This is a genomic window from Sphingobium sp. SJ10-10 (assembly GCF_036038995.2).
Lineage (GTDB): Bacteria > Pseudomonadota > Alphaproteobacteria > Sphingomonadales > Sphingomonadaceae > Sphingobium.
Genome location: NZ_CP158132.1, coordinates 2585190 through 2609002, shown reverse-complemented (window position 1 = coordinate 2609002; position 23813 = coordinate 2585190). Strand labels below are relative to the sequence as shown.

The window sequence follows — 23813 nt, the reverse complement described above, 5'->3', positions numbered from 1 at the left end:
CCGCGTAACAGCGTGATTATACAGGACCCCGCCGCCATGCTGGTAAGAGCGTCCAGGCCACCCATGCTCGCGTTCGTCCTTCCGGGGCTGGGCGCGGGCGGATCGGAACATATCGTCAGCCTGCTCTGCAACCATTTCGCGGCACAGGGCTGGGCCATAACCGTGATCGCCTTTGAGGAGCCGTCGGCGCCCTCTTACTATGCCTATCATCCGGAGGTGCGGATCATCCGACTGGGTATGAAGTCGCGCCGCCGCGCCGCCGCGTCTGGAGCGCTGGCGATGTTGCGACGGCAGAGGCTGCTGAGGCAAGCGCTGAAGGCGGTAAGGCCCGAACTGGTCGTGAGCTTCTTGACGCGCACCAACATCCTTTCGGTGCTTGCCGCCCGGTCGCTCGGTATTCCCGTGATCGTGTCGGAACGCAACAATCCCGCGCTCCAGACGGTGGGGCCGGTCTGGAACCGACTACGGCAGATGACCTATCCGCGGGCCGCGGGTCTCATCACCATGACGCAAGGGGCGATGGACTGGTTCAAGGGCGCCATGGACGTGAAGGGCTGGGTCATTCCCAATCCCGTGCCGCCAGCCATCATGGGCGCGGAACGCAGGCCCAATGGCCGCACCATCGGCGCGGTCGGGCGGCTGGTGCCGCAAAAGGGCTTCGACCTGCTGCTGGACGCCTTTGCCCGTGTTGCACATGCAATCCCCGACTGGAAGCTGGCGATCTGGGGCGAGGGGCCGGAGCGAGCGGCGCTGCAACGCCAGCGCGACCGCCTGAGCCTGACGGGACGGGTCAGCCTGCCCGGCGTGACGGAGAAACCGGGCGAGTGGATTCCCCAATCCGACCTGTTCGTCCTGTCGTCGCGCTTCGAGGGCTGGGGCATCGTCGTGGGCGAAGCCATGGGCGCGGGGCTGCCGGTCATTGCCTTCGACTGCCAATGGGGTCCGGCCGAGATGATCGAGCATGGCAAAAGCGGCTTGCTGGTGCCCAATGGTGACGTGGCTGCGCTGGGGGAAGCGATCCTCTCCCTTTGCACCGATGAAGCCCGGCGCGAGGCTTTGGGAACCGAGGCGCGGGATCGGATGGCTCTGTTCGGCCATGATCAGGTGCTCGCCCGCTGGCAGTCGGTCATCACCGGCGTTCTCGATCATCATCGCGTGGGGGCAGGATCATGAACATGATGTCGCTGAAGGGCTTTGCGCGGGCGATGCGGCGGCGGTTGCGGGATGAACCGCATCTCCGCCTGGCCGCCGCGCGGGCCGACGCCTTTCTGGTGTCCTATCCCAAGAGCGGGCGCACCTGGCTGCGCTATCTGCTCTCCTGCTATTTTGCGGAGAGCGCCCGGCTGGGATTCGAGCCTGATCTCACCAGCACCTTCCGCGTCCTGCCCAATTTCGACCGCGATCCGGTGCGCGGCATCGACGCCTTTGTCGGACGGAGCGGCGCTGCGGCGCTGCCGTTGATCCTGGTTAGCCATCTGCCCTATCGTGATCGGCTGTTCCTTGACCGGCCGGTGCTGTTCCTGGTGCGCGATCCGCGTGACGTGATCGTGTCTGCCTATTTCCACGCGACCCGCCATAAAAAGAGCTTCTCCGGCGATATGGCCGCCTTTCTGGACGAGCCCAAATATGGGATGGCGGCGCTGACCGGTTATCTGAACGGCTGGGCGGTGGGGCTGGAGGGACGGCCCCATCATCTGATCAGCTATGAGCATCTGCTTAGCGAGCCGCTCGCTACCGTTGCGGGCATCCTCGCCTTTCTGGGCGTCGAGCCTGAGGGCGATATCCTTGCCCGCGCCGTCGCCGCCGCCCAGTTCGACCGAATGCGCGACAAGGAACGCGGCGGCGGCATTCCCGGCCATGATTATGACCGCAATGACGACCAGAGCCTGCGCATGCGCAGCGGCAAGGCGGGCGCCTTTGGTGAGTGGCTGAGCCCGGATCAGGCCGATCTGGTGCTGGAGCGGTGCCGTTCCGACCTGTCGCCCCGCGCCCTTGCCTTGCTGGCCGCCACCGGTGTCGACCTGGCCGGCTGACATGCGCATCTGTTCGATCATCACCAGCTTCACATCGGGCGGCGCCGAAATGCTGGTCTGCAATCTGGCGGAAGCCTTTGCCGGGGCGGGGCACGCGACGACCGTCATTTCGCTCAGCGATGCGGCGCAGGTCGGCAATGCGCCCGGCATCGAAACGGCGATGATGGCGCGCATGCGACAGGCGGGGGCAGCGGCGGTTTCGCTGGGATTGGCCAATCGCAACAACTGGCTGACGGGAGCGCTGGCTCTGCGCCGGGCGCTGCGATCGATCCGGCCCGATGTGATCCATGCCCATACGGCCCGCGCACTGTTTCCTCTCGCGCTTGCCATGCCCGGCGTGCCGGTGGTGCTGACCCATCATAACAGCCGCCTTTCCTTCCCTCCGGCGGCGTTTGCCCTCTTCGACCGCATCGTCGACAGCTATGTCGCGATCAGCGATCAGTGCGAGGCGCTGTTGCGCGGCCATGCGCGCAAGCCCATCCGCATGATCCTGAACGCGGCCAGCGCCCGTTTCCAGACGCAACAGCCGCGCTCTGCCGCCGGACATGATCCGATGATCCTCGCCGTCGGGACGGTGTCGGAACAAAAGGACTATCCGACCCTGCTCCGCGCCGCCCGCCCATTGTCCGACGCGCTGACGGTCCAGGGGCGCACGGCCCGCATCTGCATCGCGGGCGCGGGACCGCAGTTCGACCAGCTTCGGGCGCAGGCCGCGGGAGAGCCAGTCGAACTGCTGGGTGTGCGCGACGATATTGATGCGCTGATGCGGCAGGCGGACCTGTTCGTGAACTGCTCGCTTTGGGAAGGCTTTCCGATCGCGATGATCGAGGCGGCGATGAGCGGCCTGCCGATCGTCGCGACGGCGGTGGCGGGCAATCGCGAAATGGTCATGCCGGGCGTCAACGGCCAGCTTGTCCCGCCGTCCGATCCTGCCGCGCTGGCGGAGGCGATCCTGGAGACGCTCCGCAAAGATGCTCATTATGCCGCGCTGTCGCAGGGCGCTCTCCAAGCCGCCCGGCGTTTTTCCATCGAAAACTGCGTTGCGGCCCACCTCTCCCTCTATCAGGAGCTGATCGATGCGCGTCGCGCTCCCCTTCGCGCTTCCCCTCTGATCCGGCCCATCTCGCCATGCGAATAGCGGCATTGACCGATATCCATGCCGCCAGCGATCCGCTGCAACTCGCCCTCACCGCTGCGCGGCGCGAGGGGTTCGACCGGATGCTGATTCTGGGCGATCTCCTCACCTATGGCGTGCAGCCGTTGGAGACGCTGGAACTGGTGCAGGGCGCGGCGGCGCGTGACGGCGCGATCCTGATCCGTGGCAATCACGACCTGCTCTATCAGGAATCGCGCGCGGCGGAGGCCTATCGCGCCGACCTGCCCGACTGGCTGCGCGAGAGCGTCGACTGGACCGACGCCCATATCCCTCCCGGCTGCATGAAGGCATTCGACTGGCGGGATAGCTGGTCGCAGGGGCCGCTGTTCGCTGCCCATGCCAATCCCTTCGACTTTGGCGATTGGCGCTATATTCGCTCGGCACTGGAGGCGGAGGAAGCCGCCGCGATGGTGGCGGTGCGCGGCTTTCGCTACGGCCTGTTCGGCCATGTTCACCGGCATCGCCGCTATGATTGCGAAGCCGCCACCATCTTCACCCTCGCCTCGCTCGGTCAGCCCCGCGACGACCGGGACCGGACGCCGAAATGGGCGATGATCGAAATCAGGGGAGATTTTGTGACCATCGAAAGCCGCGACATCGATTTCGATCCGGAGGACCAGATGCACGCCATCCGCGCCACCACCCTGTCCGCGCCCACGCAGGAGCGGCTCTGCCGGTTCTTCGCATGAAGATTCTCGTCACCGGCGCGGGCGCTGTCCTGGGGCAGGGCATCATCAAGTCGCTGCGGCAATCGACATTGGGGTGCAGCGTGATCGCGGCCGATCCCAATCCGCTGTCGGCGGGCCTTTATTGGGCGGACGGTGCCTATCGCCTGCCCTTCGCCAATGATCCGGCCTTTGGCGACCGCATCCACCAACTGCTGGACCGCGAGCGCCCCGATGTCGTGCTGGTCGGAACCGATGTCGAGCTGTCCTGGTTCGCCGCCGAACGGCACCGGCTGGAGGCGCTGTTCGGGACGCATGTACTGGTCAGCGATCCCCGCGTCGTCGCCATTGCCGACGACAAGCTGGAGACTGCGCGCTTCTTCGAAAGTGTGGGCCTGCCTCACCCCGCTTCGGCCGCCGCCGAGGATGGGGAAGCGGTAGAGGCTTTGATCGCCAAGGTCGGCTTTCCGCTGGTGGTGAAGCCGCGTATCGGCGCCCGATCGGTCGGCGTATCGCTCGTCCATGATCGCGCCGAACTGGCGCTGGCGCGGGAAGGGCGTAGCGGGCTCGTCATTCAGCAATGCGTCGGTGACCCCGATTGCGAGTTCACCGCCAGCACGCTCGTCTTCGATGGCGAGGTGCAGGCGTCGATCGTGATGCGCCGCGACTTGCGCGACGGAAACACCTATCGCGCTTATGCTGGCGACTATCCCGAATTGAACGAACAGGTGCGGGCGCTCGGCCGGGCGCTGCAACCCCATGGTCCCGCCAATTTCCAGTTCCGCACCGATCCCGATGGAACTCCCCGCGTGTTCGAAATCAATGCCCGCTTTTCCGGCACGACGCCGCTGCGCGCCATGGCGGGCTTCAACGAGGTGGAGATGTGCGTGCGGAAACTGCTCCATGGCACGCCGATCTTGCAGCCTCCGATCCGGTCGGGGGTGATCCTGCGCTATCTGGACGAGATGTTCGTGCCGCGGGAGCGCATCGACGCGGTGCGATGAGCGGCGACGCTCCCCTGCTGGCCCTGACCGGCGGTTCGGGCTTTGTCGGTCGCCATTTCGCGGCGGCCGCGCGCCGAAAAGGCTGGCGCATCCGCCACCTCGCCCGCCGCCGTCCGCCTGAGGCTGATCCGGTGGATGAATGGGCTTTTCTAGACCTTTCGGCTGTCGAGGACGTGGGGCTGGGCGGTTGCGCGGCGCTGGTCCATCTTGCCGCGCATATCCCCTCCGACCATCGCGATCCGGCAGAAGCGGAGCGCTGCTGGCGGATCAATGTGCTTGGTACGCTAAAACTGGTCGATGCGGCGATAGGAGCAGGCGTGGGGCGGATCATGCAGGCGAGCAGCGCCAATGCCTATGCCCCGGCCACCGAGCCGCCGGATGAGCATGCGCCGCTCTTTCCGCGCAGCAGGGGCTATTATCTCGGTTCGAAGGTCGGCCAGGAAATCTATGTTGCGGAACGCTGCCGAGGGGAGGATGTCCTGCTCCAGACGTTGCGCCTGGCTTCGGTCTATGGGCCGGGTCAGCAGAGCGGCGCGCTTGGCGTTATGGCGCAAGCAGCGGTCAATGGCGGGCCGATCCGCGTCCATGGCACGGGAGCGTTCGGTTCGGACCTCGTCCATGTCGAGGATGTGTCGAAGGCGATGCTGCTGTTGCTGGCCAGCGACGGGGCCGGGCCTTTCAATGTCGGGAGCGGCGTATGCACCACTATCGCGGAACTGGCGCAACTGTTGGCAGGGCGCAGTGGCGTAACGGTCGTGCATGAGGCCGGAGGGAAGGAAGATTGCGGATTTCCTGCCCTCAATATCCACCGATTGAAGGCGTTGGGCTATTCTCCGATGCCCTTGGAACAGGGGGTTGCAACGATGCTCAAGGCGTCGATGCAAAGCTGACACGACATGTTCGTCATCCCAGCGTCCGCCGGGATGACGCGCTATACTGCCCTTCAGCTCCCGTTCGGGCCGCCGCCGGTGTTGCTGCCGCCGCCACCGCCGCCCATGCCGCCGGCGCCGACCGCGCCGATATTGCCGAAAATCTCATCGAACAGACTGCGATGGCGGCCCAGCGTCGGCGTCTTGTCGCCCGCAGGGGAAATCTTCGCGACCTGCTCCAGTCCCATGCGGTCCACAGCCACGACATTGCCGGCCGCATCGAAGCGGACGTGCAGCACGGTCTGCGACACCGGCTTGGGGTTTGAAAAAGCGAGCGAGCGCATGTCCCGCGACACATAATACCAGTCCTGGTCACCGAACTGCGCGGTAAAGCTCGGCCGGCCCAGCGTTCCTTCCACCGATGCGCGGTTGTCGATGCCCGGCTGCACCGAATCGACCAGCAGCTTGTCGACCTGATAGCCCTGATGGGTGCGGATGCGGGTGCAGCCCGACGCGCCCAGAAGCAGCGCGCAAAGGCCTGCGCCAAGCAAAATCCGCCCGGTGCGGGATTGGCGGCTGAACTGGCGCATGAACTTCTCCTGCGGGGGCACGCCCCGGACCTTGCCGAAAAACAAAGCCGCCATTGCATCGGGCGGCCGGGCGATCAATATGGAAATGCGCGGGCCTCGGCAAGGGGCCGCCGTTCGGTTCAGCCAGGAAACAGTTTAAGTCATGCCCAGCATCTTTCAGCGTCTGTTCGCACAGAGCGACCCCAAGGACGCGATGCGTACCCTTTATAATGCCATCGTCGCGGAAGGGCGGCAGCCCCATTGGTATGTCCAGGGGCATGTTCCCGACACGATGGACGGCCGGTTCGACATGATCGTCGCCATCCTCGCGCAAGCGCTGATGCGGCTGGAGGCGCAGGGCGGACGCCAGGAAAGCGTCTGGCTGACCGAGCTGTTCGTGGACGATATGGATGGCCAGCTCCGGCAGGAGGGCATTGGCGATGTCGTCGTGGGCAAGCATATCGGCCGCATGGTGAGCGCGCTGGGCGGGCGTCTTGCGGCCTATCGCGCGGCGCTGTCGGGCGAAGCGGACCTCAGCGAAGCGATCGCGCGCAATCTCTATCGTGGCGAGGCGCCGTCGCAGGACGCGCTGGCTCATGTCGAATCGCATCTGCGCTCGCGCTGGGTCAGGCTCGGCTGCCTCAGCCGCGATGCCCTGGTGGCGGGAGACCTTGGATGAATGCTGTTCCCGAATTTTCACGGCCTGTCCGAATCGATCAGCTTGCCCGCCATGCGCAGCCGGTGACCATCGCCGCCGACGCCGCCGAACGCGAGGCGCTGGCCAAGCGCTTCCATCTGCTCGCTCTCGACCGGCTGGAGGCGAATTATGCCTTGAGCGAGGAGAATGGCGCTATCTTCGCCAAGGGGCGGGTGCGTGCCGCGCTGGCCCAGCCCTGCGTCGCGACCGGCGTGGCGGTGCCTGAAAAGGTGGATACCGATTTCCTCCTGCGTTTCGTCAAGGAAGGCGCAGAGGTGCCCGAAGCGGACGAGCTGGAACTGGACGCAGAGGATTGCGACACAATAGGCTTCGACGGCCTGGTCATCGACATGGGCGAGGCGGTTGCCGAGACGGTGGCGCTGGCCATGACGCCCTACCCGCGCTCGCCCAAGGCCGACAGCATCCTGCGCGAAGCGGGCGTGCTGAGCGAGGAGCAGGCCAGTCCCTTCGCCGCGCTGCTCTCTCTCAAGAACAAGAAATGAGGTTGGCGCGGGCGGTGCTGACGAGCGGCTTCCGTTTCCTTTCCGTTCCGCTCTGTGGCATAAGCGCGGACCATGGAAGTCCCGCCGCGCAAGATCATCCATATCGACATGGATGCCTTTTACGCGTCGGTCGAGCAGCGTGACGATCCCAGCCTTCGCGGCAAGCCGCTGGCGGTCGGCGGCGGCGGTCCGCGCGGCGTAGTCGCCACGGCCAGCTATGAAGCGCGGAAATATGGCGTCCGCTCCGCCATGCCCGGCGCCAGGGCGCGGCGGCTCTGCCCCGATCTGCTGTTCGTCCGCCCCCGGTTTGAGGTCTATCGTGCTGTTTCGGCGCAAGTGCGGGAGATTTTCTCGCGCTTCACCGACATCATCCAGCCGCTTTCGCTGGACGAAGCCTATCTCGACGTCACGCTGAACAAGCCGGGCATTCCCTCCGCCACGCGCATAGCAGAGGACATCCGCCGCCTGATCCGGGAGGAAACCGGGCTCACCGCTTCGGCTGGAGTGTCCTATAACAAGCTGATCGCCAAGCTGGCGTCCGACCAGAACAAGCCCGACGGCATCTGCGTCGTCCGGCCGGAGGAAGGCGCGGCCTTCATCGCGAACATGCCGGTGCGGCGCATCCATGGCGTGGGGCCGGTTACGGCGAAGCGGATGCAGGCGCTCGGCATAGAAAGCGGCGCGGATTTGCGGGCACGCGATCTGGCCTTCCTCCAGCATCATTTCGGCAGCGCCGCCCATTATTATTATCGCGCCTCGCGGGGCGAGGACGATCGCCCCGTGCACGAACGGCAGGAACGCAAATCGGTCAGCGTCGAGGATACTTTCTTCGACGATCTGACGACCGAGGACGCGCTGATCACGGAAATCGACAGGATCGCAGTCAACCTCTGGAGCCGCATCGAAAAGAGCGGCGCTTATGGCCGGACGGTCGTGCTCAAGGTCAAGTTCGCGGATTTCAGGATCATCACGCGGTCGAAAAGCTTCGGCCGCCCGGTGCGCTCGTCCGACATTCTGGTAGAGACTGGCCGGGCGCTGCTGCGCGCCCAATTGCCGCTGCGCATGGGCGCGCGGCTATTGGGTCTGGGTGTCCACAATCTCGATCAGGAGGAACCGGACGGTGAGGCGGGCGAGCAACTCCGCCTCCTGCTCTGACGGTTCAGAAGGGCAGCCAGTTCCGCTTCTCGGTGAACTTCATGTAACCGGCGTTGACGCCCAGCCGGTAACCCACGCCCAGCCGGATCGGGATCAGCACCACGCTGCCCCAGCGCAGATAGCTGGCGGTGAAGCCGCCCACCAGATAGGCCGTGCCCTCGGCTGCCGGGAAGCGGTGATAAAGTTCCTGGGTATCGTAGAGATTGTAAACGAGCACGAAGGTATTGGCCGCGTTTCCGCCCACGTCGAAGCCGATGGACGGGCCGGTCCAATAGACCTCGCGCTTGCCCTCGATCTTGTGATTGAGCGTGCCCGAACCATAGCGCAGGCCGACGACGAACGCGCCCGACGCCTCGCGCCCGGCAATATAGGCATTGGGCCGGCCCTGATCCTTCAGGATCTTCTCGATGATGCCGGCCAGCCCTGCCGCGCCCTTGCCGAACACTCCCTCGGCCGCGCCGATCAGGTCGTCCTGCTGATAGGAATCGCCGGGAGCGATCGCCGCGGGGGGAGAGTTGGCCGTCACCGGCGCGCCGGTCGCCGTGGAGCCTGAAGCGGCCGGGGGCGGATTATAGGGCGCGCCGCTGTCGGCGGGCGCGCTGCTGCCCGACTGGACGCCGGGATCGATGCCCGGATCGCTGGGCGTGCTGTTCTGCTGCGGCACGGGCGCCAGGTCGGAATCGATGGCGCTGTTGGGATCGACGGTGCGCACTTGCGCCTGTGCGGCGACTGGCGCCAGCGTCATGCCCGCCAGCGCGACCGCCAGAGCGCCTGCCCTTGCCGCGCGGCCCGAAACCCGCCCCAGAAACCCGATCATGCCCGCTACTCCCCAAAGAACCCGCACTTCAACCATATTTCAGATTATCGGGGAACAAGCTGAAACGACAATGAACGAACGGCGACCCGAGTCGATTCCGCGCCAGTCCGAATCCTCTTTTCGAAATAAGCGCGATTTTTCTCCGCTGCGGACCGTTGCCATGCATGAAAGCCGCCGCTATAGGCCGACATCTAGCCACTGCTCACCTCATCCGGTGGGCAAATTCGTGCGGAGACGTGGGTGAGTGGCTGAAACCAGCGGTTTGCTAAACCGTCGTAGCCTTAAGGGGCTACCGAGGGTTCGAATCCCTCCGTCTCCGCCACCTTTTTACCTATGCCATTGAAATTCATAGGTTTTTTGGCCGCCGATTGAAGCGGGCCAACAAGCCGCCCAACATCTTCAAAACGATTGGCAGAATCGGCTCCCTCGCCGTCCTGCCCGATTCGGCTCACCGTCGATTCTGCATGTCAAGGATCACTTGCGCTGCCGGTAACTTTTGTGCTTTTAATCATCTGGACAGCAAATCACTTTTTTGCTAACGGCTATGTTCACTTTTTGTTCTCATTGAGGAGGCGAGTATGACCTTTGTCCCCCGTCAGACCTCGATAGGAAATAGCAAATGCTAATCTATCGCAGAACGAGCATTTTCGAATCGCCCGCGCAGACATTAGTGAATACCGTCAATTGCGTAGGCGTCATGGGAAAGGGCTTGGCTCATGCTTTCAAGCAGCGTGAACCTGACATGTTCCGCGCATATAAGCGTATATGCGACCAACAAGCTTTAGTTCCCGGCAAGCTTTGGCTCTGGCGCGGGCAAGATAGCTGGGTACTGAATTTTCCAACAAAGGTGCATTGGCGTAACCCCTCGAAGCTTGAATGGATCGAGCAGGGTCTGGCAAAATTCGTATCCGCCTATGCGGATCAGGGAATCACGGAAATTTCGTTTCCTCAACTGGGTTGCGGTAATGGCAATCTAGATTGGAATGAAGTTCGCCCGATCATGGAACAATATCTCTCGCGGGTATCAATTCCGGTCTATATTCACGATTATACAGTGGATGTGGGCCTGCCCGAACATCTAGAGCCGGTAGCCGCTGCTCTCAAGAAAGAGAGGGCATATAGCAACAGCTTCGACGGCTTTATGGCTTCCATTGGACAAGCGCTTAATGTTTCGAAGGGGGAGCTAACAACTCTAGACTCTTTGGCTCCTTTCCGTGCTTGGTTGAGAGAAGACAAGGGCTTGTCAATTGAAACGGAATCGAAAAGCTGCATCCTAGAAGAAGAAGACCTTCGGGGTGTCTGGCTTGACCTTCAAAGCGGATTGGTCACAAAGCGTAAAGCAGGGTGGTCGATAAGCACAGGCGCGGAGCCGTTGCTGTCGCTGCTTAGCGTTCTGCCCAATCTGCGACCGGTGCAAATTCAACGGGCCGGCCAAGCTGAACCAGAATTTGCCATTGAACCTAGACCGGAAGCCCGAGGCGTAGCTTCGACAGGCCAGACAAGTGAGCAGCACGAACTGGCATGGCATTAAGCATTGGTTTTGTAGATGCGCACATACAGAACTGGCAGACCCGTCTGACCAGTGATTTCTATGCTCATCGAATGTCAATCGGCGTGCAAACGGGACCCCCGATCGGCGCGCAAAAGGGACCCCCTTTCAAGGATGGTACGACGGTGGAGGGACGCTCCTTGCGCTGCGCGCGGCGTAGGGAGGGCGGAGCCCGACCGGAGGCGCGCGCAGCGCAAAGCATGTTAATCGCGGCGTGCAGCGGGGATCAGTTTCGGTTCTTGAAGCGCCAGCTGTCATTACCGGTCTCGATGATGTCGCAATGATGCGTGACGCGGTCGAGGAGAGCGGTGGTCATCTTGGGATCGCCGAACACGGTGGGCCATTCCCCGAACGCCAGATTGGTGGTGATGACGACGCTGGTTTGCTCGTAAAGCTTGCTGACCAGATGGAACAGCAACTGCCCGCCTGAACGGGCGAACGGCAGATAGCCAAGCTCGTCCAGAACCACGAGATCGAGCCGGGAGAGCTGGGAGGCAAGCGCGCCGCTCTTGCCGATCCGGGCCTCCTCTTCGAGGCGGGTCACCAGATCGACCGTGTTGAAGTAACGCCCCCGCGCCCCGGCGCGAACGACATTGGCGGTGATGGCGATGGCCAGGTGGGTCTTGCCGGTGCCGGTGCCGCCGACCAGGACGACATTGCGCCGTGCGGGCAGGAACGCGCCGCTGTGCAGCGAACGGACCAGCCCCTCGTTGATCGGTGTCCCCTCGAAGTGGAAGGCATCGAGATCCTTCACCACCGGCAGCTTGGCGGCCGCCATCCGGTATCGGATCGAGGCCGCGTGGCGGTGCGTTGCCTCCGCGCGCAGCAGATCGGTCAGTATCTCCATCGTCGTGCGCTGACGCTGGAGGCCCGTGGTGACGGCCTCATCGAACGCGCCGGCCATCCCCTTGAGTCCGAGCCCGCGCATCGCGTCGATCATGTCATGCCGCTGCATGGAAGTTCCTCAGTTGGTCGTAACGGGCACAGTCGGCGATCGGGGGATGCCGCAGGGCGTTGTCCTCCGAAGTGACGATCGTCAGCGGTCGCGGTGGTTCGCGGCGCCGTGCCAGGATATTGAGGATCAAGTCGTCGCTCGCCGTGCCGGTCGCCAGCGCCTCCCGCACGGCGGCCTCGACGAGTTCCAGGCCATCGGTCAGCACGGCCGCCAGCACGCGCACGAACCGCCGATCGGCATCATCGCCGTTGCCCAACTTGCGTCGCAATCGGGCCAGCGCTGGCGGCAGCTCCCAGTCCTGGAAGGGCGCGCCGTTGCGCAACGCGCCGGGCTTGCGGGCCAGCACCGGCAGATAGTGCCAGGGATCATAGATGGTGCGGTTCCGCCCGAAGAAGCGGGGATGCTCGGCGACGACCTCATCGCCGCATCGCACGATAATGCGGTCGGCATAGGCCCGGACCTGCACTGTGCGCCGCGCCACCGTCGAGAGGACCGAGTATCGGTTGCGATCGAAGCTGATAAGGCAGGTGCCGCTCACGCCATGCTCGCTCTCGTTGAAGCCGTCGAACGGCCCCAGCATCGACTGTAATGCAGGGCGTTCGATCTCCAGCATCTGCGCCACGGTTTGTTCGCCCTGCTCAGGATGCGCCTGTCGTTCGGCCCAGCGCCGGCACTCGGCTTCCAGCCAGCCGTTGAGCTCCTCAAGGCTGGCGAACCGCAGACGAGGCTGGAAGAAACGCCCCCGGATCGTCTGCACCTGGTTCTCGACCTGACCCTTCTCCCAGCCCGCCGCCGGCGAGCAGGCCGTGGGCTCGACCATATAATGGTCGGCCATGATCAGGAACCGCCGGTTGAACACCCGCTCCTTGCCGGTGAACACGCTCGTCACCGCCGTCTTCATATTATCGTAGATGCCGCGCCGGGGCACGCCGCCGAAGAAGGCAAAGCCGCGCGCATGCGCGTCGAACAGCATCTCCTGGGTCTCGCGTGGATAGGCCCGGACATAGACCGCCCGCGACGCGCACAGCCGCATGTGCGCGACCTTTACCCGCATCGGCTTGCCGGCGATCTCGACATCCTCGTGGCTCCAGTCGAACTGGTAGGCCTCGCCGGGCTGGAACAGCATCGGAATAAAGGCCGTCGTCCCGTCGCCGAAATCCCTGCGCCGCTCGACCTTCCACCGTGCGGCATAGCGGCGCACGGCATCGTAAGACCCCTCGAAACCCTCACGCACCAGAAGGTCGTGGATACGGGTCATCCGAAGCCGGTCACGCCGCCCCCGTAACTCGTTCTCTTCCAACAGCACATCCAGGCGATCCTGAAACGGACCAATCCGCGGCAGCGGCTGAACCTTGCGTCGATAATCAAATGCGCCTTCCGGCGCCCGGATCGCCTTGCGGATCACCTTCCGCGACACATGCAGATCACGCGCGATCGCCTTGATCGTCGGCCGTGAAAAAGGGAGAAACCCGCAGTGATGCGTGGTTTTTTGTGATTTTGAAGTAATCGAAATCGCAAGGTTCTGCTCGATTTTGGCGAAAAGCTTGCGATTTCGCACGCGCCCGCACGTAGGGGGTGGCAGCCGGCGGCAGGGTGTGATTCAGTGTGCGGTATCGAAGGAGCTGAGCGATGCCGCCGAAGAAGCCTGGCCTGTCAGAACCCGAGTTGTTCCGGATGTTGCTGACCAATATGATCGACTTGCGTCATCCGCTAGTGAAGTTGGCGGGCGAGATCGACTGGGCGCGCTTCGATACGGCCTGGGGCAAATTCTATCATGAGAAGAAGGGCCGACCCGGCCTGCCCACCCGGCTCATGGCCGGGCTGCATTTTCTCAAGCACATGGAAGGACTGTCCGACGAGGAGGTGTGCGCCAGATGGGTCGAAAACCCGTACTGGCAGTATTTTTGCGGCGAAGAATATTTCCGTCACCGGCTTGTGCTGGACCGTTCCTCGATGTCGCGCTGGCGTGGTCGGATCGGTCCTGAGGCCCTTGAGCTGCTGATCGCCGAGACACTGCGTGTGGCGATGGCGAGCGGCGCGCTGAACCCGCAGGCATGCGAGCGGATCACGGTCGACACGACCGTCCAGACCAAGGCGGTGGCGCATCCCACCGACGCCCACCTGCTGCTGCGGGCGATGGAGCATCTCAATCGCCTTGCGAAAAAGCATGGCTTGAAGTTGCGCCAGTCATTCCTGCGGCTTGGCCGGGAAACCCGGCGCGAGGTCGCCCGCTTGATCCACGGCAAAGGCCACAAGCAGGCCATGCGCCATCTGCGCAAGCTTCGCACATGGCTTGGCCGGCTCGAGCGCGATGTCGGCCGCAAGACCGAAGGCAATGCCGATCTGACCGAGGCCTGCGCCCGCACGCTGGAACTCGCCGAAAAGGTGCGTACCCAAAAGCCCAAGGACCAGAACAAGGTCTATGCCCTGCATGCCCCCGAGGTCGAATGCATCGCCAAGGGCAAGGCGCGCACCCGGTTCGAATTTGGCGTGAAGACCTCGATCGCGGTGACCAACGACAGGGCCAAGGGTGGGCAGTTCATCCTGGGCATGCAGGCACTGCCGGGCAATCCCTATGACGGGCATACGCTCACCGGCCAGATCGCCCAGGTCGAGCGCATCACCGGCATCGCAGTCAGCCGCGCCTATGCCGATCTGGGCTACCGCGGTCACGGACACAAGGGCGAGACCGAGGTCTACATCAGCCGCACCCGCGGGATCACCTCGCCCACCATCAAGCGCGAGTTAAGACGCAGGAATGCCATCGAGCCCATCATCGGCCATACCAAAATGGATGGGCTGCTCGAGAGAAACCACCTGAAAGGCGCCGCCGGCGACGCTATCAACGCTATCCTCGTGGCCGCAGGGCACAATATGAGGCTCCTGCTCGCCTGGCTCGCCGCCCTTTTGTGCGCCTTGCTCAACCCGTGGCTCAATCCCGATCCCCTACCGGCACGGTGATCGCCCAAGCCGCGACTTCAGGGCGCCCCTCAGCACCGACCCGCGACAATTATCTTGGCCGGTCGTGCGATCCGCCGCGGCCGAATATCAGAAAAGGCACTTATTCACGGGCGACTTGATCGCCTTCCCGCCGGCATACTCACGCCGGATACGAACCACTGTCTCCAAAACCAACATCCCGATCTCGCCGCCTGAACATCCAGACGGCTCTTTAAGCTATCGAAATGAGGGGTCCCTTTTAGACGCCGATCACCCCGCTAACGGGGTTCTTTTTGCACGCCGATCCACACCTAATGCCAAGGCAGGGCAGCGAGAGCAGCCGATGACCAAGGCGCTTTCCGACTTCCTAAAAGCTCATCTGGAAGGCTTGCCCGATGATGCCGAATGGTTGTTCCCCAACAGCGCCAGCAAGTCAGGTAGGGTAATGACGATTCGGAAAGCGCACAGACGGGTCGTAAAAGCGGCGGGCCTCAACCCGGATCAAGTTTTGCGTCACACCTTCCGCCACACAGCGATTACGCATCTGGTGCAGGCAGGTGTGGACCTCCCTACCGTTCAGAAGGTCAGCGGGCATAAAACCCTAGCTATGGTGGCGCGGTATGCTCATGCAAACGGCGAACATATCGATGCCGCCATGGACAACCTTGAGCAGCGTATCGCGTTGCCCATCTGACTCGATTACACCAAAATTACACACGGCATTGAACACTGTTAACTCACAAGAAGAAAAATCGTTATTTTTCAGTGAGTTGATGGTGCCCGGGGACGGAGTCGAACCGCCGACACTGCGATTTTCAGTCGCATGCTCTACCAACTGAGCTACCCGGGCACGGATCCCGGCGAGAACCGCGGGCCGTTTCGTGAGGCGTGCCTATAGGCATCAGTTCGGGGTGCTGTCTAGCCCATCATCGTCACTTTTTTTCATCTCGTCCGAAGCGGGTGAGCCGGGGACGCGATAGCCCTCGCCCAGCCATTGCAACAGGTCGCGGTCGCGGCAGGCCTTTCCGCAGAAAGGGCGGGTTTCGGGATGCGAGGGCTGGCCGCAGACCGGGCAGGAAGAGGATTTATGCGACATGGCCAGCCGATATGGCGAGGGTTGCGTCCGCCTTCAAGCTGATCGCGCCGCCACGGCGGCGGGCGAGCGTTTCGATCCAGTCGGTCGCCTTGTGCAATCGGTCGATGATCGCAGGGGCAGCGGTGATCGTCGCCGCGCCGCCATTGCCGTGGCGTTCGGCACGGCGCAGCAGCGCCAGCGCCGCCGTCTCAACGGGATCGGCGCGGAGCAGTTCCATCAGGTTCATGCGCTCGCGGCGGCGGATGATCTGGACGAAACCGAAGCCGTTGACCGCCGTGCGCTCAAAGGGAAGCGGCAGATATTTGTCGATCTGCGCCGAAGCGACGGCGCGCTCGTCCTTGTTGTTCATCGTCGGCAGGTCGATGCCGATCGAGCCGGTCAGGCCCATGCGGCGGATCGCCTGCGCCGCCAGTTTCGCGCCCTTGGGGCCCAGCTTGGCGGGTGGCATCGAGCCGTCGACGTCGATCAGGATCATGGCGGGCGTGGGGAAGATGCGCAGCGCCGCTTCCTCCGTTCCGATATCGCCGGAGATCGCCTCTTCCATCAGTTCGCTCCAGCCATGGGCTTCGAAGCGGTCTTCCTCATGCGCCGGGCAGGGCACGACCGGAATGCCGGTGGCGCGCAGGCGCTGGAGCAGGCTGGGGGCGGGATGAGCCTTGGAGCCGGGCTGGGCGATGCGCGCCTTGGCGAGCTTGGCGCGGCCCTCTTCCGGTATGGCTTCGCGCAGGATTTCGAGCAGGACGGTGGCGCCCTCCGCGATTTTCGGCGGGATGGGTTCGACCAGCACTTCCTCGCCGGAGATCAGGCGAGCGATGCCCCGTTTCTTCGGGATGACGGTGCGGATCAGCTTGCCCTGCATCACCGAGCCGGCGCGGGCGGCGTCACCCTCGCGTTCGATCTGCGCTTCGACCAGCCGGCCCTTTTCGATCAGCGCGGCGCGGGCCTCGCCAATGCCTTCTTCATAGAGCCATTCGGCCATGTCGGTCAGTCCAGTGGATAGCCCGCTGCCTTGAGCAGCGCGCGGGTTTCGTAAAGGGGCAGGCCCATGATCGCGCTATGGCTGCCCTGGATGGCGCGGATAAGGCCGGCGGCGCGACCCTGGATCGCATAGCCCCCCGCCTTGCCGTGCCATTCCTGGCTGGCGATATAGGCGTCGATCTCGGCGCGATCGAGGCGTTTGAAAGTGACGATATTGGTCGAGAGGCGATGGTGCGCCTTGCCCTCCGCGTCGATGAGGGTGACCGCGCTCAGCACGCGATGACGGCGGCCGGAGAGGATGCGGAGGCACTCCCGTGCTTCCGCTTCGCTCTCTGTCTTGGGCAGGATGCGGCGGCCTGCCGCGACCACCGTATCGCCTGAAAGGACCAGCGCGCCGGGATGGCGTGCAGCGACCAGAGCGCCCTTGTCTGCGGCGACGCGGGCGGCATAGGCAGAGGGGAGTTCGCCTTTCACGGGTGTTTCGTCAAGGTCGGCGGGGTCCACCGCGTCGGGAGACACACCGATCTGGCCCAGAAGGTCACGCCGTCTGGGAGAAGCCGAAGCAAGAATGAGCCGCATCAGAACAGCGGCTTATTTGAAGCGGTAAGTGATCCGACCCTTGGTCAGGTCGTAGGGAGTCAGTTCGACCAGGACTTCGTCGCCCACCAGCACGCGGATGCGGTTCTTGCGCATCTTGCCGGCAGTGTGGCCGAGGATCTCGTGATCATTTTCAAGCCGCACGCGAAACATGGCGTTGGGGAGAAGCTCCACAACCTGTCCGCGCATTTCAAGCAGTTCTTCTTTTGCCATAATATCCTGGGAAACCGAAAAATCGCGCCGCCATAGCGCCAAAATGCTGAAAAAGAAAGTCAGGCTGAAACGCCGAACGCATCACCGGCTTTTTGAAGGACCGCAAAGACGTGATCGAGCTGATCCGCGTCAAGGCAATAGGGCGGCATGAGATAGATGGTGTTCCCGAGCGGCCGCAGCAAGAGGCCGTTTTCATGCGCAAAGGCACGCAGGCGCGGCGCGAGGTCGGAAAGATAGCCGGCGTCAGGCGCGATCAGGTCGATCGCGGCGATGGCGCCGATCTGGCGCGGGTTGGCGAAGGCGGGATGGCCTGCCAATTTTTCGAGTCGGTCCGCCATGCCTTGAGCCAGAGCAGCGATACGGCCGAGCACATCCTCCTCGCGCCAGATGGCGAGGTTGGCGGCGGCGGCGGCGCAAGCGATGGCGTTGGCGGTGTAGCTGCTCGAATGGTAGAAAAGCCGGGCGCGGTCCGTCGACTTGTGCGCTTCGAAGATGCGCGATGTCGCGAGGGTCACGGCGAGGGGAATCGTGCCGCCGGTAATGCCCTTCGCCACGGCCATGATGTCCGGCACCACGCCCGCCTGCTCGCAGGCGAAGAGGGTTCCAGTGCGGCCCCAGCCGGTCATCACCTCGTCCGCTATGAAGAGGACGTCGTGACGAGCGCAGATCGCCGCCATCTCGCGCAGGACGGAGGCGGGGTAGATCAGCATTCCCCCCGCGCCCAGGATCAGCGGCTCGACGATGAAGGCGGCGGGCCTTTGTGCGCAGGCGGCTTCAAGCGCGTCGAGGGTCGCCTGTTCCGCGCCGGGGACGGGAAAGGGGATGGTCTCCACATCGAACAGCAGTGGCGACCAGGCGGCGTTGTAGACGCCGCGCTCGCCCACCGACATGGTGCCGATGGTATCGCCATGATAGCTGTGCTGGAGCACGAGGATGCGGTGGCGCGGTTCGGAGAGGCCATCGAGCGCCAGATTGTGCCAATAGCCGAGCGCCATTTTGAGCGCGACTTCGACCGCCGTGGAGCCGCTGTCGGAGAAGAAGGCATGGGCCAGCGGATCGCGATCCGCCGCGCGGGGTGCAAGGTCGACCAGCCCGCGCGCGACCTCTTCCGCCGGTTGATGGGTGTAGCCAGCGAAGATGAGCTGATCGAGCTTCCCCGCCTGTTCGGCAATGGCCGCCGAGATCCGGGGATGGCAATGGCCGTGGGTCGTCACCCACCAGCTTGAGATGCCGTCGATCAGCGTGCCGCCGTCGGCCAGATGCAGCAAAGCCCCCTCCGCCCGGTCGACATGGGGGATCGGCTCGTTCAGGCCGTGCTGGAAAAAGGGGTGCCAGACAGGAGAGGTCATGGCCGTTGCTTAGGCCGATGACCTCCCTCTGTGCAATGCCGCGCTTATTGAGCGGGCGGGGTAGCCGGAGCAGCGCTCGCGTCCGCAGCCGAGGACGTTGGAGCGGCAGCCTGAATCTTCTGCTGGAGCGCCGGATCAGCGGCAGCGGCCTGGCCGATCTGGTTGAATTTTTCCGGCGGGATGCCCGACGCCTGGAGCGCCGCCAGCATTTTGGGCTGCTTGTCGGCGGCGGCGATCGAGCTGTCCTGCTGGATCTTCGTCACCTCGACGGCGGCGGCGGCGAACTGCTTGATATCGGCGTCCGAGAAATTACTGGCACCAGCCGCTGGAGCGGCAGGCGCCGACTGGGCGGGCGCGGCGGGGGCAGCGGCACCCTGAGCCAGAACCGGAGCGGCAGCGGCCAGCGCGATCGACGCCATACCGGCCTTCAGAAAGATATTATTCAAACCCGACAAATTGCTTCTCCTCAACTTTACCTATGGTTTGAACGCCAAGCTGTGGAAGAGGTTGTCATGAGAAAAGAGCCATCCGACCAAATGTTGCATTTAAGAGACGGTCAACAGATAAAATGCAGTTAATCGCATGACTCAAACGTTTCGCCGTCGCGAAAATTCATTGCTTTTCCGGAATGAAAAAGGAGCCGGATTCTCTCGTCCGGCTCCTTCTGATTCTCACCAGATCTTCACCCGATCTTGCGGCGCAAGAAATATCTTGCCGCCCGCTTCCGGCTTGAAGGCCGAATACCATTGGTCGAAATTGCGCACCGTGTCGGCGCGATATTGCGATGGCGAATGCGGATCGGTGACGAGGCGCTGGCGCAAATTGGGCTCGCGATAATTGCGCCGCCACACCTGCGCCCAACCCAGGAAGAAGCGCTGGTCGCCGGTCGTGCCGTCGATCACCGGAGCAGGCTTGCCGCCCAGCGAGACGTGATAGGCGTCGAGCGCCACCGCGACTCCGGCGAGGTCGCCAATATTCTCGCCCAGGGTGAAGGCGCCCTTCACATGCGCGCCGGGGAAGGGTTCATAGGCGTCATATTGCTTGACCAGCTTGTCGGTCAGCGCCTTGAAATTGGCGACGTCCTGGTCGCTCCACCATTGGTTGAGCTTGCCCGTCTCGTCATATTTCGCGCCCTGATCGTCGAAATGATGGCTGAGTTCATGGCCGATCACCGCGCCGATGCCGCCATAATTGACCGCCGGATCGGCATGGGGATCGAAAAAGGGCGGCTGCAATATGGCGGCGGGGAACACGATCTCCACCATGCCGAAATTGGCATAGGCGTTGATCTCCATCGGCGTCATGCCCCATTCCCAGCGATAGATCGGCTTGCCGAGCTTGCCCATCTGATAGTCGAACTCAAACTGGTTCGACCGCAGGGCATTGCCGAACAGGTCGTCGCGTTTGACGGTCAGGCCCGTATAGTCGCGCCATTTGTCGGGATAGCCGATCTTCGGCGTGAAGGCGGCCAGCTTCTTATGGGCGCGGGCCTTGGCGGCGTCGCTCATCCATGTGAGGCCATCGATGCGGCGGCCCATGGCGGCGATCACATTCTTGACGAGCTGATCCATCGCCGCCTTGGTTTCGGGCGGGAAATATTTGGCGACATAGGCTTTGCCGACTTCCTCGCCCATGGAACCCTTCAGGAAATCCACGGCGCGTTTCCAGCGGGCCTCACGTTCCGGCGTGCCTGACAGGGCGGTGCCGTAGAAAGCGAAATTCTCATTGGCGACCGCGTCCGGCAGTTGGTCGGCAAAGCTGTGCAGCGTGCGCAGCAGCAGCGCGTCCTTCAGCACGCCGACGGGCGTCTTGGCGATCAACGTAGCCTCCCCAGTGACGGCGCTTGGTTGCGACACCAGAACATCCTTGGGATGGAGCTTGTTGGCGGCGAAATAGGCGGTGAAATCAAAGCCCGGCGCGGCCTTCTGCAATTCCGCCAGCGTCATCTTGTTATAGGTCTTGTCGGCGTCGCGGCTGTCGACCTGGGTCCAGTGGACTCTGGCGACCTCCGTCTCGAAGGCCATCAGCGCGGCGGCGCGGGCCTTGGCATCCGCTTCACCAGCGAGCATCAGCATCTTTTCCAGATGCGCGACATAAGCGGTGCGGATCGCCGCCATCTTCGCATCCAGCTCCAGATAGAAATCGCGGTCGGGCAGGCCGAGGCCGGACTGGTGCAGGACAAGGATGTAGGTTTCCGGGTCTTTGTCGTCCTGATTGACGTAGAAGCCGAAGGGGCCGTCAATCCCTGCGCGCGCGGCTTCGGCGGTCAGCTTTGCGTAGGATGCCTTGTCCTTCACCGCCTTGATCTTCGCGATCCAGGGCTTGGCGGGGTTCAGCCCCCTGGCTTCGACCGTGGCGGCGTCAAGATAGCTGGCATAGGCGGTCCCGATCTTGCTGTTCGGGTCGTTCTGCGCGGCGTCGAGAATGCCCTTGGTCCGCTCGCGCGACAGGTCGTCCAGCGTGTTGAAGGCGCCATAATTGGACTTGTCGGCGGGGATCGGCGTGTTCTTCGTCCAGGTGCCGTTGGCATGATCGTAGAAATCGTCGCCGGGCTTTACCGACTTGTCCATGCCAGCGCTGTCGAAGCCATAGCTGCCATAAGTGGGTTTCATTGCCGGATCGGACTTGGCCGGATCGGTTTGGGCGACGGACGCGCCTGCAACCAGCGCAACTGCCGCCGCGCCGAGGAGGAGATATTTCATCAAAGCTTCCCTTGCTTCATCTGGTCAGGGCGCGTGGACGCACCCATGATGGCCGGGAGTTGAGCGCCCGAAGACGGGGATGTCCATGTCGTTTGTCGAAAAATCTTCGACGCTTGCGGGTTTGGGAGGCTGTTTCGCTCAGAGGATATCATGCTGCTGCGAAGGCAGGAGGATGAGGCGCCTCAGGGCAGGGTGATGGATGCCGCAAAAGCCGTTTTCAGCGTCGCAGCATCCAGCGGATCGAGATATGGCAACCGTCCCAGGCTGGATACCCTCCCTAGTTCCGGAATGATCCGCTCATTCTCCTCATTCGGCTCACCGATGAAGGCGATCCCCGCGATCGAAATGCTCTGCGCCCGCAACGCCTCGATGCTGAGCAGGCTATGGTTGATCGTGCCCAGCCCCGTCCGCGCACAGAGGATGACCGGCGCGCGCCAATGAGCGAACAGGTCGATCATCAACAGCGTCTCGCTGACCGGCACCATCAGTCCGCCCGCGCCCTCGACCACCAGCGGGCCATCGACCTGCGGCAAAGCCAGCCGGTCGAGTCCGATCTCCACCCCGTCTATCCGCGCCGCCAAGTGGGGGGAGGCGGGTGTGGTCAGGCGATAGGCTTCAGGCAGGATGCGCGACGCGGGCAGGCCGGAGAGCGCGGCGACCCGCTCCTTGTCGCCTTGGGGGTCGATGCCCGCCTGGACCGGCTTCCAATAATAAGCGCCCAGCGCCCCGGCAAGGCCCGCCGCGAAGACGGTCTTGCCGATGTCGGTATCCGTGCCGGTGACGATGAAGACGCTCATGCCACCACCTTGCGCAACGCCTCGCCCAAAGCGGCGATATCGGCGCGGCCGACATTCAGCGTCAGCGAAATCCGCAGGCGGCTGGTGCCCGGCGGCACGGTCGGCGGGCGGATCCCGCGCACGTCGAACCCAGCCTCCTGCAAGGCGGCGGCGGCGGCCATGGCGCGGCGATCCTCGCCCAAAATGACCGGAATGATCTGGCTGCGCGGCGCGGGCAGGCCTAGCGGCGCGCATATCGCTTCGCCGGCGTCGACCCGCAGCGTCTTCAACCGGTCGCGCAGGTCGCTCGCCTGCTCGATCCGGTCGAGCGCGGCCGAAACCGCGACCGCCATCAACGGCGAGGGCGCGGTGGAGAAGATGAAGGCGCGCGCCCGGTTGATCAGATAGTCGATCAGGATTCGCGGCCCGCAGATCAGCGCGCCCTCCACCCCCATCGCCTTGCCACAGGTGTGCAAGGTCACGACATTATGCAGCCCGTCCAGTCCCGCCGACAAACCCCGTCCCGACGGCCCGAAAACGCCGGTGCCATGGGCTTCGTCCAGGATCAGCATGGCCTCATGCTTCGCCGCCAGCACCGCCAGATCGCTAAGCGGCGCCATGTCCCCATCCATGGAATAGAGCGTTTCCACGGCGATCCAGACGCGGCCCTTGCCGCCTTCCTGCCGCCAGGCGGCGATCAGGTCGGCAAAGCTCTGCACATCATTATGGCGGGCGAAGACGGCCACAGCCTTTGACATGCGGATGCCGTCATGGACGCTGGCATGGATCAGCTCGTCCGCGACGATCAGGTCGCCCCGCTGCGGCAGGGTGGAAAACAGCGCCAGATTGGCGGCAAAGCCGTTCGCCATGAACAACGCGGCCTGCGTCTTGAAGAAATCGGCGGCCTTGGCCTCCAGCCCTTCATGTTCGGGCGCATTGCCGCGCAGCAGCCGCGATCCGCCCGACCCCACCGGCACGCCCCGCGCCAAGGCGTCGGCCACGGCCTGCGCGATGATCGGGTCGGAGGCGAGGCCGAGATAATCGTTGGAGGCAAAGTCCCGCCCGGCGCGCGGCACCAGGCGGCGCAGGCGGCCCCGCTTCTCTAACGCCGCCAGTTGGGAACGGAAAGGTTCGCTGGTCATGGCGCGGCGTATAGGCCCGCAGGGGCGGGCCGGGCAAGCCGGTCGACG

The 23813-nt window shown here is 63.8% G+C and carries 26 protein-coding genes and 2 tRNA genes; 13 read left to right on the top strand and 15 right to left on the bottom strand.

Annotated features, from left to right (window positions below; genetic code table 11):
- Positions 1–63: 63 nt before the first annotated feature.
- The 6 genes from VVT58_RS12695 to VVT58_RS12670 are packed head-to-tail and all read left to right on the top strand — an operon-like array spanning position 64 to position 5748.
- Positions 64–1173, top strand: coding sequence for a glycosyltransferase family 4 protein (locus VVT58_RS12695; RefSeq protein ID WP_327753335.1), 1110 nt, complete (start codon positions 64–66; stop codon positions 1171–1173).
- Entirely contained in the window at positions 1170–2033 is an 864-nt protein-coding gene (locus VVT58_RS12690; protein ID WP_351999987.1) for a sulfotransferase domain-containing protein, read from the top strand. Before VVT58_RS12695 ends, VVT58_RS12690 begins: the two co-directional genes overlap by 4 nt.
- A 1-nt stretch (position 2034) precedes the next feature.
- Positions 2035–3171 (top strand): glycosyltransferase, encoded by a 1137-nt coding sequence (locus VVT58_RS12685; RefSeq protein WP_327753337.1) that lies wholly within the window; start codon positions 2035–2037, stop codon positions 3169–3171.
- Positions 3172–3176: 5 nt separating this feature from the next.
- Positions 3177–3878: a metallophosphoesterase family protein gene (locus VVT58_RS12680; RefSeq protein ID WP_327753338.1), complete on the top strand. Its 702-nt coding sequence runs from the start codon at positions 3177–3179 to the stop codon at positions 3876–3878.
- Entirely contained in the window at positions 3875–4858 is a 984-nt protein-coding gene (locus VVT58_RS12675; RefSeq protein WP_327753339.1) for an ATP-grasp domain-containing protein, read from the top strand. Before VVT58_RS12680 ends, VVT58_RS12675 begins: the two co-directional genes overlap by 4 nt.
- The gene (locus VVT58_RS12670; protein WP_327753340.1) at positions 4855–5748 is read left to right on the top strand and encodes an NAD(P)-dependent oxidoreductase; all 894 of its coding nucleotides are present in this window, start codon (positions 4855–4857) and stop codon (positions 5746–5748) included. Before VVT58_RS12675 ends, VVT58_RS12670 begins: the two co-directional genes overlap by 4 nt.
- Positions 5749–5801: 53 nt before the next feature.
- Here the strand turns inward: VVT58_RS12670 and VVT58_RS12665 are convergent, their stop codons facing one another.
- Positions 5802–6371, bottom strand: coding sequence for an outer membrane protein assembly factor BamE (locus VVT58_RS12665; protein WP_066562092.1), 570 nt, complete (start codon positions 6369–6371; stop codon positions 5802–5804).
- Positions 6372–6459: 88 nt separating this feature from the next.
- On the opposite strand from VVT58_RS12665, the gene VVT58_RS12660 reads away from it, so the two are divergent.
- The 3 genes from VVT58_RS12660 (at position 6460) to dinB (ending at position 8651) form a co-directional block, all read left to right on the top strand.
- Positions 6460–6975, top strand: coding sequence for a ubiquinol-cytochrome C chaperone family protein (locus VVT58_RS12660; RefSeq protein WP_327753342.1), 516 nt, complete (start codon positions 6460–6462; stop codon positions 6973–6975).
- Positions 6972–7496, top strand: a complete 525-nt coding sequence (locus VVT58_RS12655; RefSeq protein WP_327753344.1) for a DUF177 domain-containing protein — start codon at positions 6972–6974, stop codon at positions 7494–7496. The genes VVT58_RS12660 and VVT58_RS12655 overlap by 4 nt, the downstream gene beginning before the upstream one ends.
- A 72-nt stretch (positions 7497–7568) precedes the next feature.
- Complete coding sequence (gene dinB / locus VVT58_RS12650; RefSeq protein ID WP_327753346.1) at positions 7569–8651, top strand: DNA polymerase IV; 1083 nt, start codon at positions 7569–7571, stop codon at positions 8649–8651.
- Positions 8652–8655: 4 nt separating this feature from the next.
- On the opposite strand, the gene VVT58_RS12645 is transcribed toward dinB, so the two are convergent.
- The gene (locus VVT58_RS12645) at positions 8656–9468 is read right to left on the bottom strand and encodes an EipA family protein (RefSeq protein WP_327753348.1); all 813 of its coding nucleotides are present in this window, start codon (positions 9466–9468) and stop codon (positions 8656–8658) included.
- 230 nt (positions 9469–9698) lie between these two features.
- On the opposite strand from VVT58_RS12645, the gene VVT58_RS12640 reads away from it, so the two are divergent.
- Both VVT58_RS12640 and VVT58_RS12635 read left to right on the top strand, forming a co-directional pair.
- Positions 9699–9790: transfer RNA gene (locus tag VVT58_RS12640), tRNA-Ser, on the top strand.
- A gap of 297 nt (positions 9791–10087) precedes the next feature.
- Complete coding sequence (locus VVT58_RS12635) at positions 10088–10999, top strand: macro domain-containing protein (protein ID WP_327753350.1); 912 nt, start codon at positions 10088–10090, stop codon at positions 10997–10999.
- Positions 11000–11243: 244 nt separating this feature from the next.
- Here the strand turns inward: VVT58_RS12635 and istB are convergent, their stop codons facing one another.
- From istB to VVT58_RS12620, 3 genes are read right to left on the bottom strand one after another with little or no spacing between them, the layout of a single operon-like run.
- On the bottom strand, positions 11244–11972 hold the full coding sequence (istB, locus tag VVT58_RS12630) for an IS21-like element helper ATPase IstB (RefSeq protein WP_327754304.1): 729 nt from the start codon (positions 11970–11972) through the stop codon (positions 11244–11246).
- Complete coding sequence (istA, locus tag VVT58_RS12625) at positions 11959–13416, bottom strand: IS21 family transposase (protein ID WP_327754305.1); 1458 nt, start codon at positions 13414–13416, stop codon at positions 11959–11961. The genes istB and istA overlap by 14 nt, the downstream gene beginning before the upstream one ends.
- Positions 13397–13660, bottom strand: a complete 264-nt coding sequence (locus VVT58_RS12620) for a hypothetical protein (protein ID WP_352000043.1) — start codon at positions 13658–13660, stop codon at positions 13397–13399. Before VVT58_RS12620 ends, istA begins: the two co-directional genes overlap by 20 nt.
- On the opposite strand from VVT58_RS12620, the gene VVT58_RS12615 reads away from it, so the two are divergent.
- Complete coding sequence (locus VVT58_RS12615) at positions 13602–14933, top strand: IS5 family transposase (RefSeq protein WP_327752789.1); 1332 nt, start codon at positions 13602–13604, stop codon at positions 14931–14933. The two genes, VVT58_RS12620 and VVT58_RS12615, sit on opposite strands and share 59 nt — an antisense overlap.
- 64 nt (positions 14934–14997) lie before the next feature.
- On the top strand, positions 14998–15606 hold the full coding sequence (locus tag VVT58_RS12610; protein ID WP_327752790.1) for a tyrosine-type recombinase/integrase: 609 nt from the start codon (positions 14998–15000) through the stop codon (positions 15604–15606).
- A gap of 80 nt (positions 15607–15686) precedes the next feature.
- On the opposite strand, the gene VVT58_RS12605 is transcribed toward VVT58_RS12610, so the two are convergent.
- From VVT58_RS12605 to VVT58_RS12560, 10 genes are all read right to left on the bottom strand, one after another.
- Positions 15687–15762, bottom strand: a tRNA-Phe gene (locus tag VVT58_RS12605).
- A 51-nt stretch (positions 15763–15813) separates the two neighbouring features.
- Positions 15814–16008: a DNA gyrase inhibitor YacG gene (locus VVT58_RS12600; protein WP_082748736.1), complete on the bottom strand. Its 195-nt coding sequence runs from the start codon at positions 16006–16008 to the stop codon at positions 15814–15816.
- Positions 15998–16987 (bottom strand): ribonuclease, encoded by a 990-nt coding sequence (locus VVT58_RS12595; protein WP_066561038.1) that lies wholly within the window; start codon positions 16985–16987, stop codon positions 15998–16000. Before VVT58_RS12595 ends, VVT58_RS12600 begins: the two co-directional genes overlap by 11 nt.
- 5 nt (positions 16988–16992) lie before the next feature.
- Complete coding sequence (locus VVT58_RS12590) at positions 16993–17565, bottom strand: nucleoside triphosphate pyrophosphatase (protein WP_327752791.1); 573 nt, start codon at positions 17563–17565, stop codon at positions 16993–16995.
- 12 nt (positions 17566–17577) lie between these two features.
- Positions 17578–17796 carry a translation initiation factor IF-1 gene (infA, locus tag VVT58_RS12585; RefSeq protein ID WP_003049127.1) on the bottom strand — a complete coding sequence of 73 codons (219 nt, stop codon included), beginning with the start codon at positions 17794–17796 and terminating at the stop codon, positions 17578–17580.
- Positions 17797–17855: 59 nt separating this feature from the next.
- Positions 17856–19145, bottom strand: coding sequence for an adenosylmethionine--8-amino-7-oxononanoate transaminase (locus VVT58_RS12580; protein WP_327752792.1), 1290 nt, complete (start codon positions 19143–19145; stop codon positions 17856–17858).
- Positions 19146–19189: 44 nt separating this feature from the next.
- On the bottom strand, positions 19190–19600 hold the full coding sequence (locus VVT58_RS12575; protein WP_066561030.1) for a DUF4168 domain-containing protein: 411 nt from the start codon (positions 19598–19600) through the stop codon (positions 19190–19192).
- 216 nt (positions 19601–19816) lie between these two features.
- Complete coding sequence (locus tag VVT58_RS12570; RefSeq protein ID WP_327752793.1) at positions 19817–21847, bottom strand: M13-type metalloendopeptidase; 2031 nt, start codon at positions 21845–21847, stop codon at positions 19817–19819.
- 182 nt (positions 21848–22029) lie between these two features.
- Positions 22030–22644 (bottom strand): dethiobiotin synthase, encoded by a 615-nt coding sequence (gene bioD / locus VVT58_RS12565; protein WP_327752794.1) that lies wholly within the window; start codon positions 22642–22644, stop codon positions 22030–22032.
- Complete coding sequence (locus tag VVT58_RS12560; RefSeq protein WP_327752795.1) at positions 22641–23765, bottom strand: 8-amino-7-oxononanoate synthase; 1125 nt, start codon at positions 23763–23765, stop codon at positions 22641–22643. The genes bioD and VVT58_RS12560 overlap by 4 nt, the downstream gene beginning before the upstream one ends.
- Positions 23766–23813: the final 48 nt, after the last annotated feature.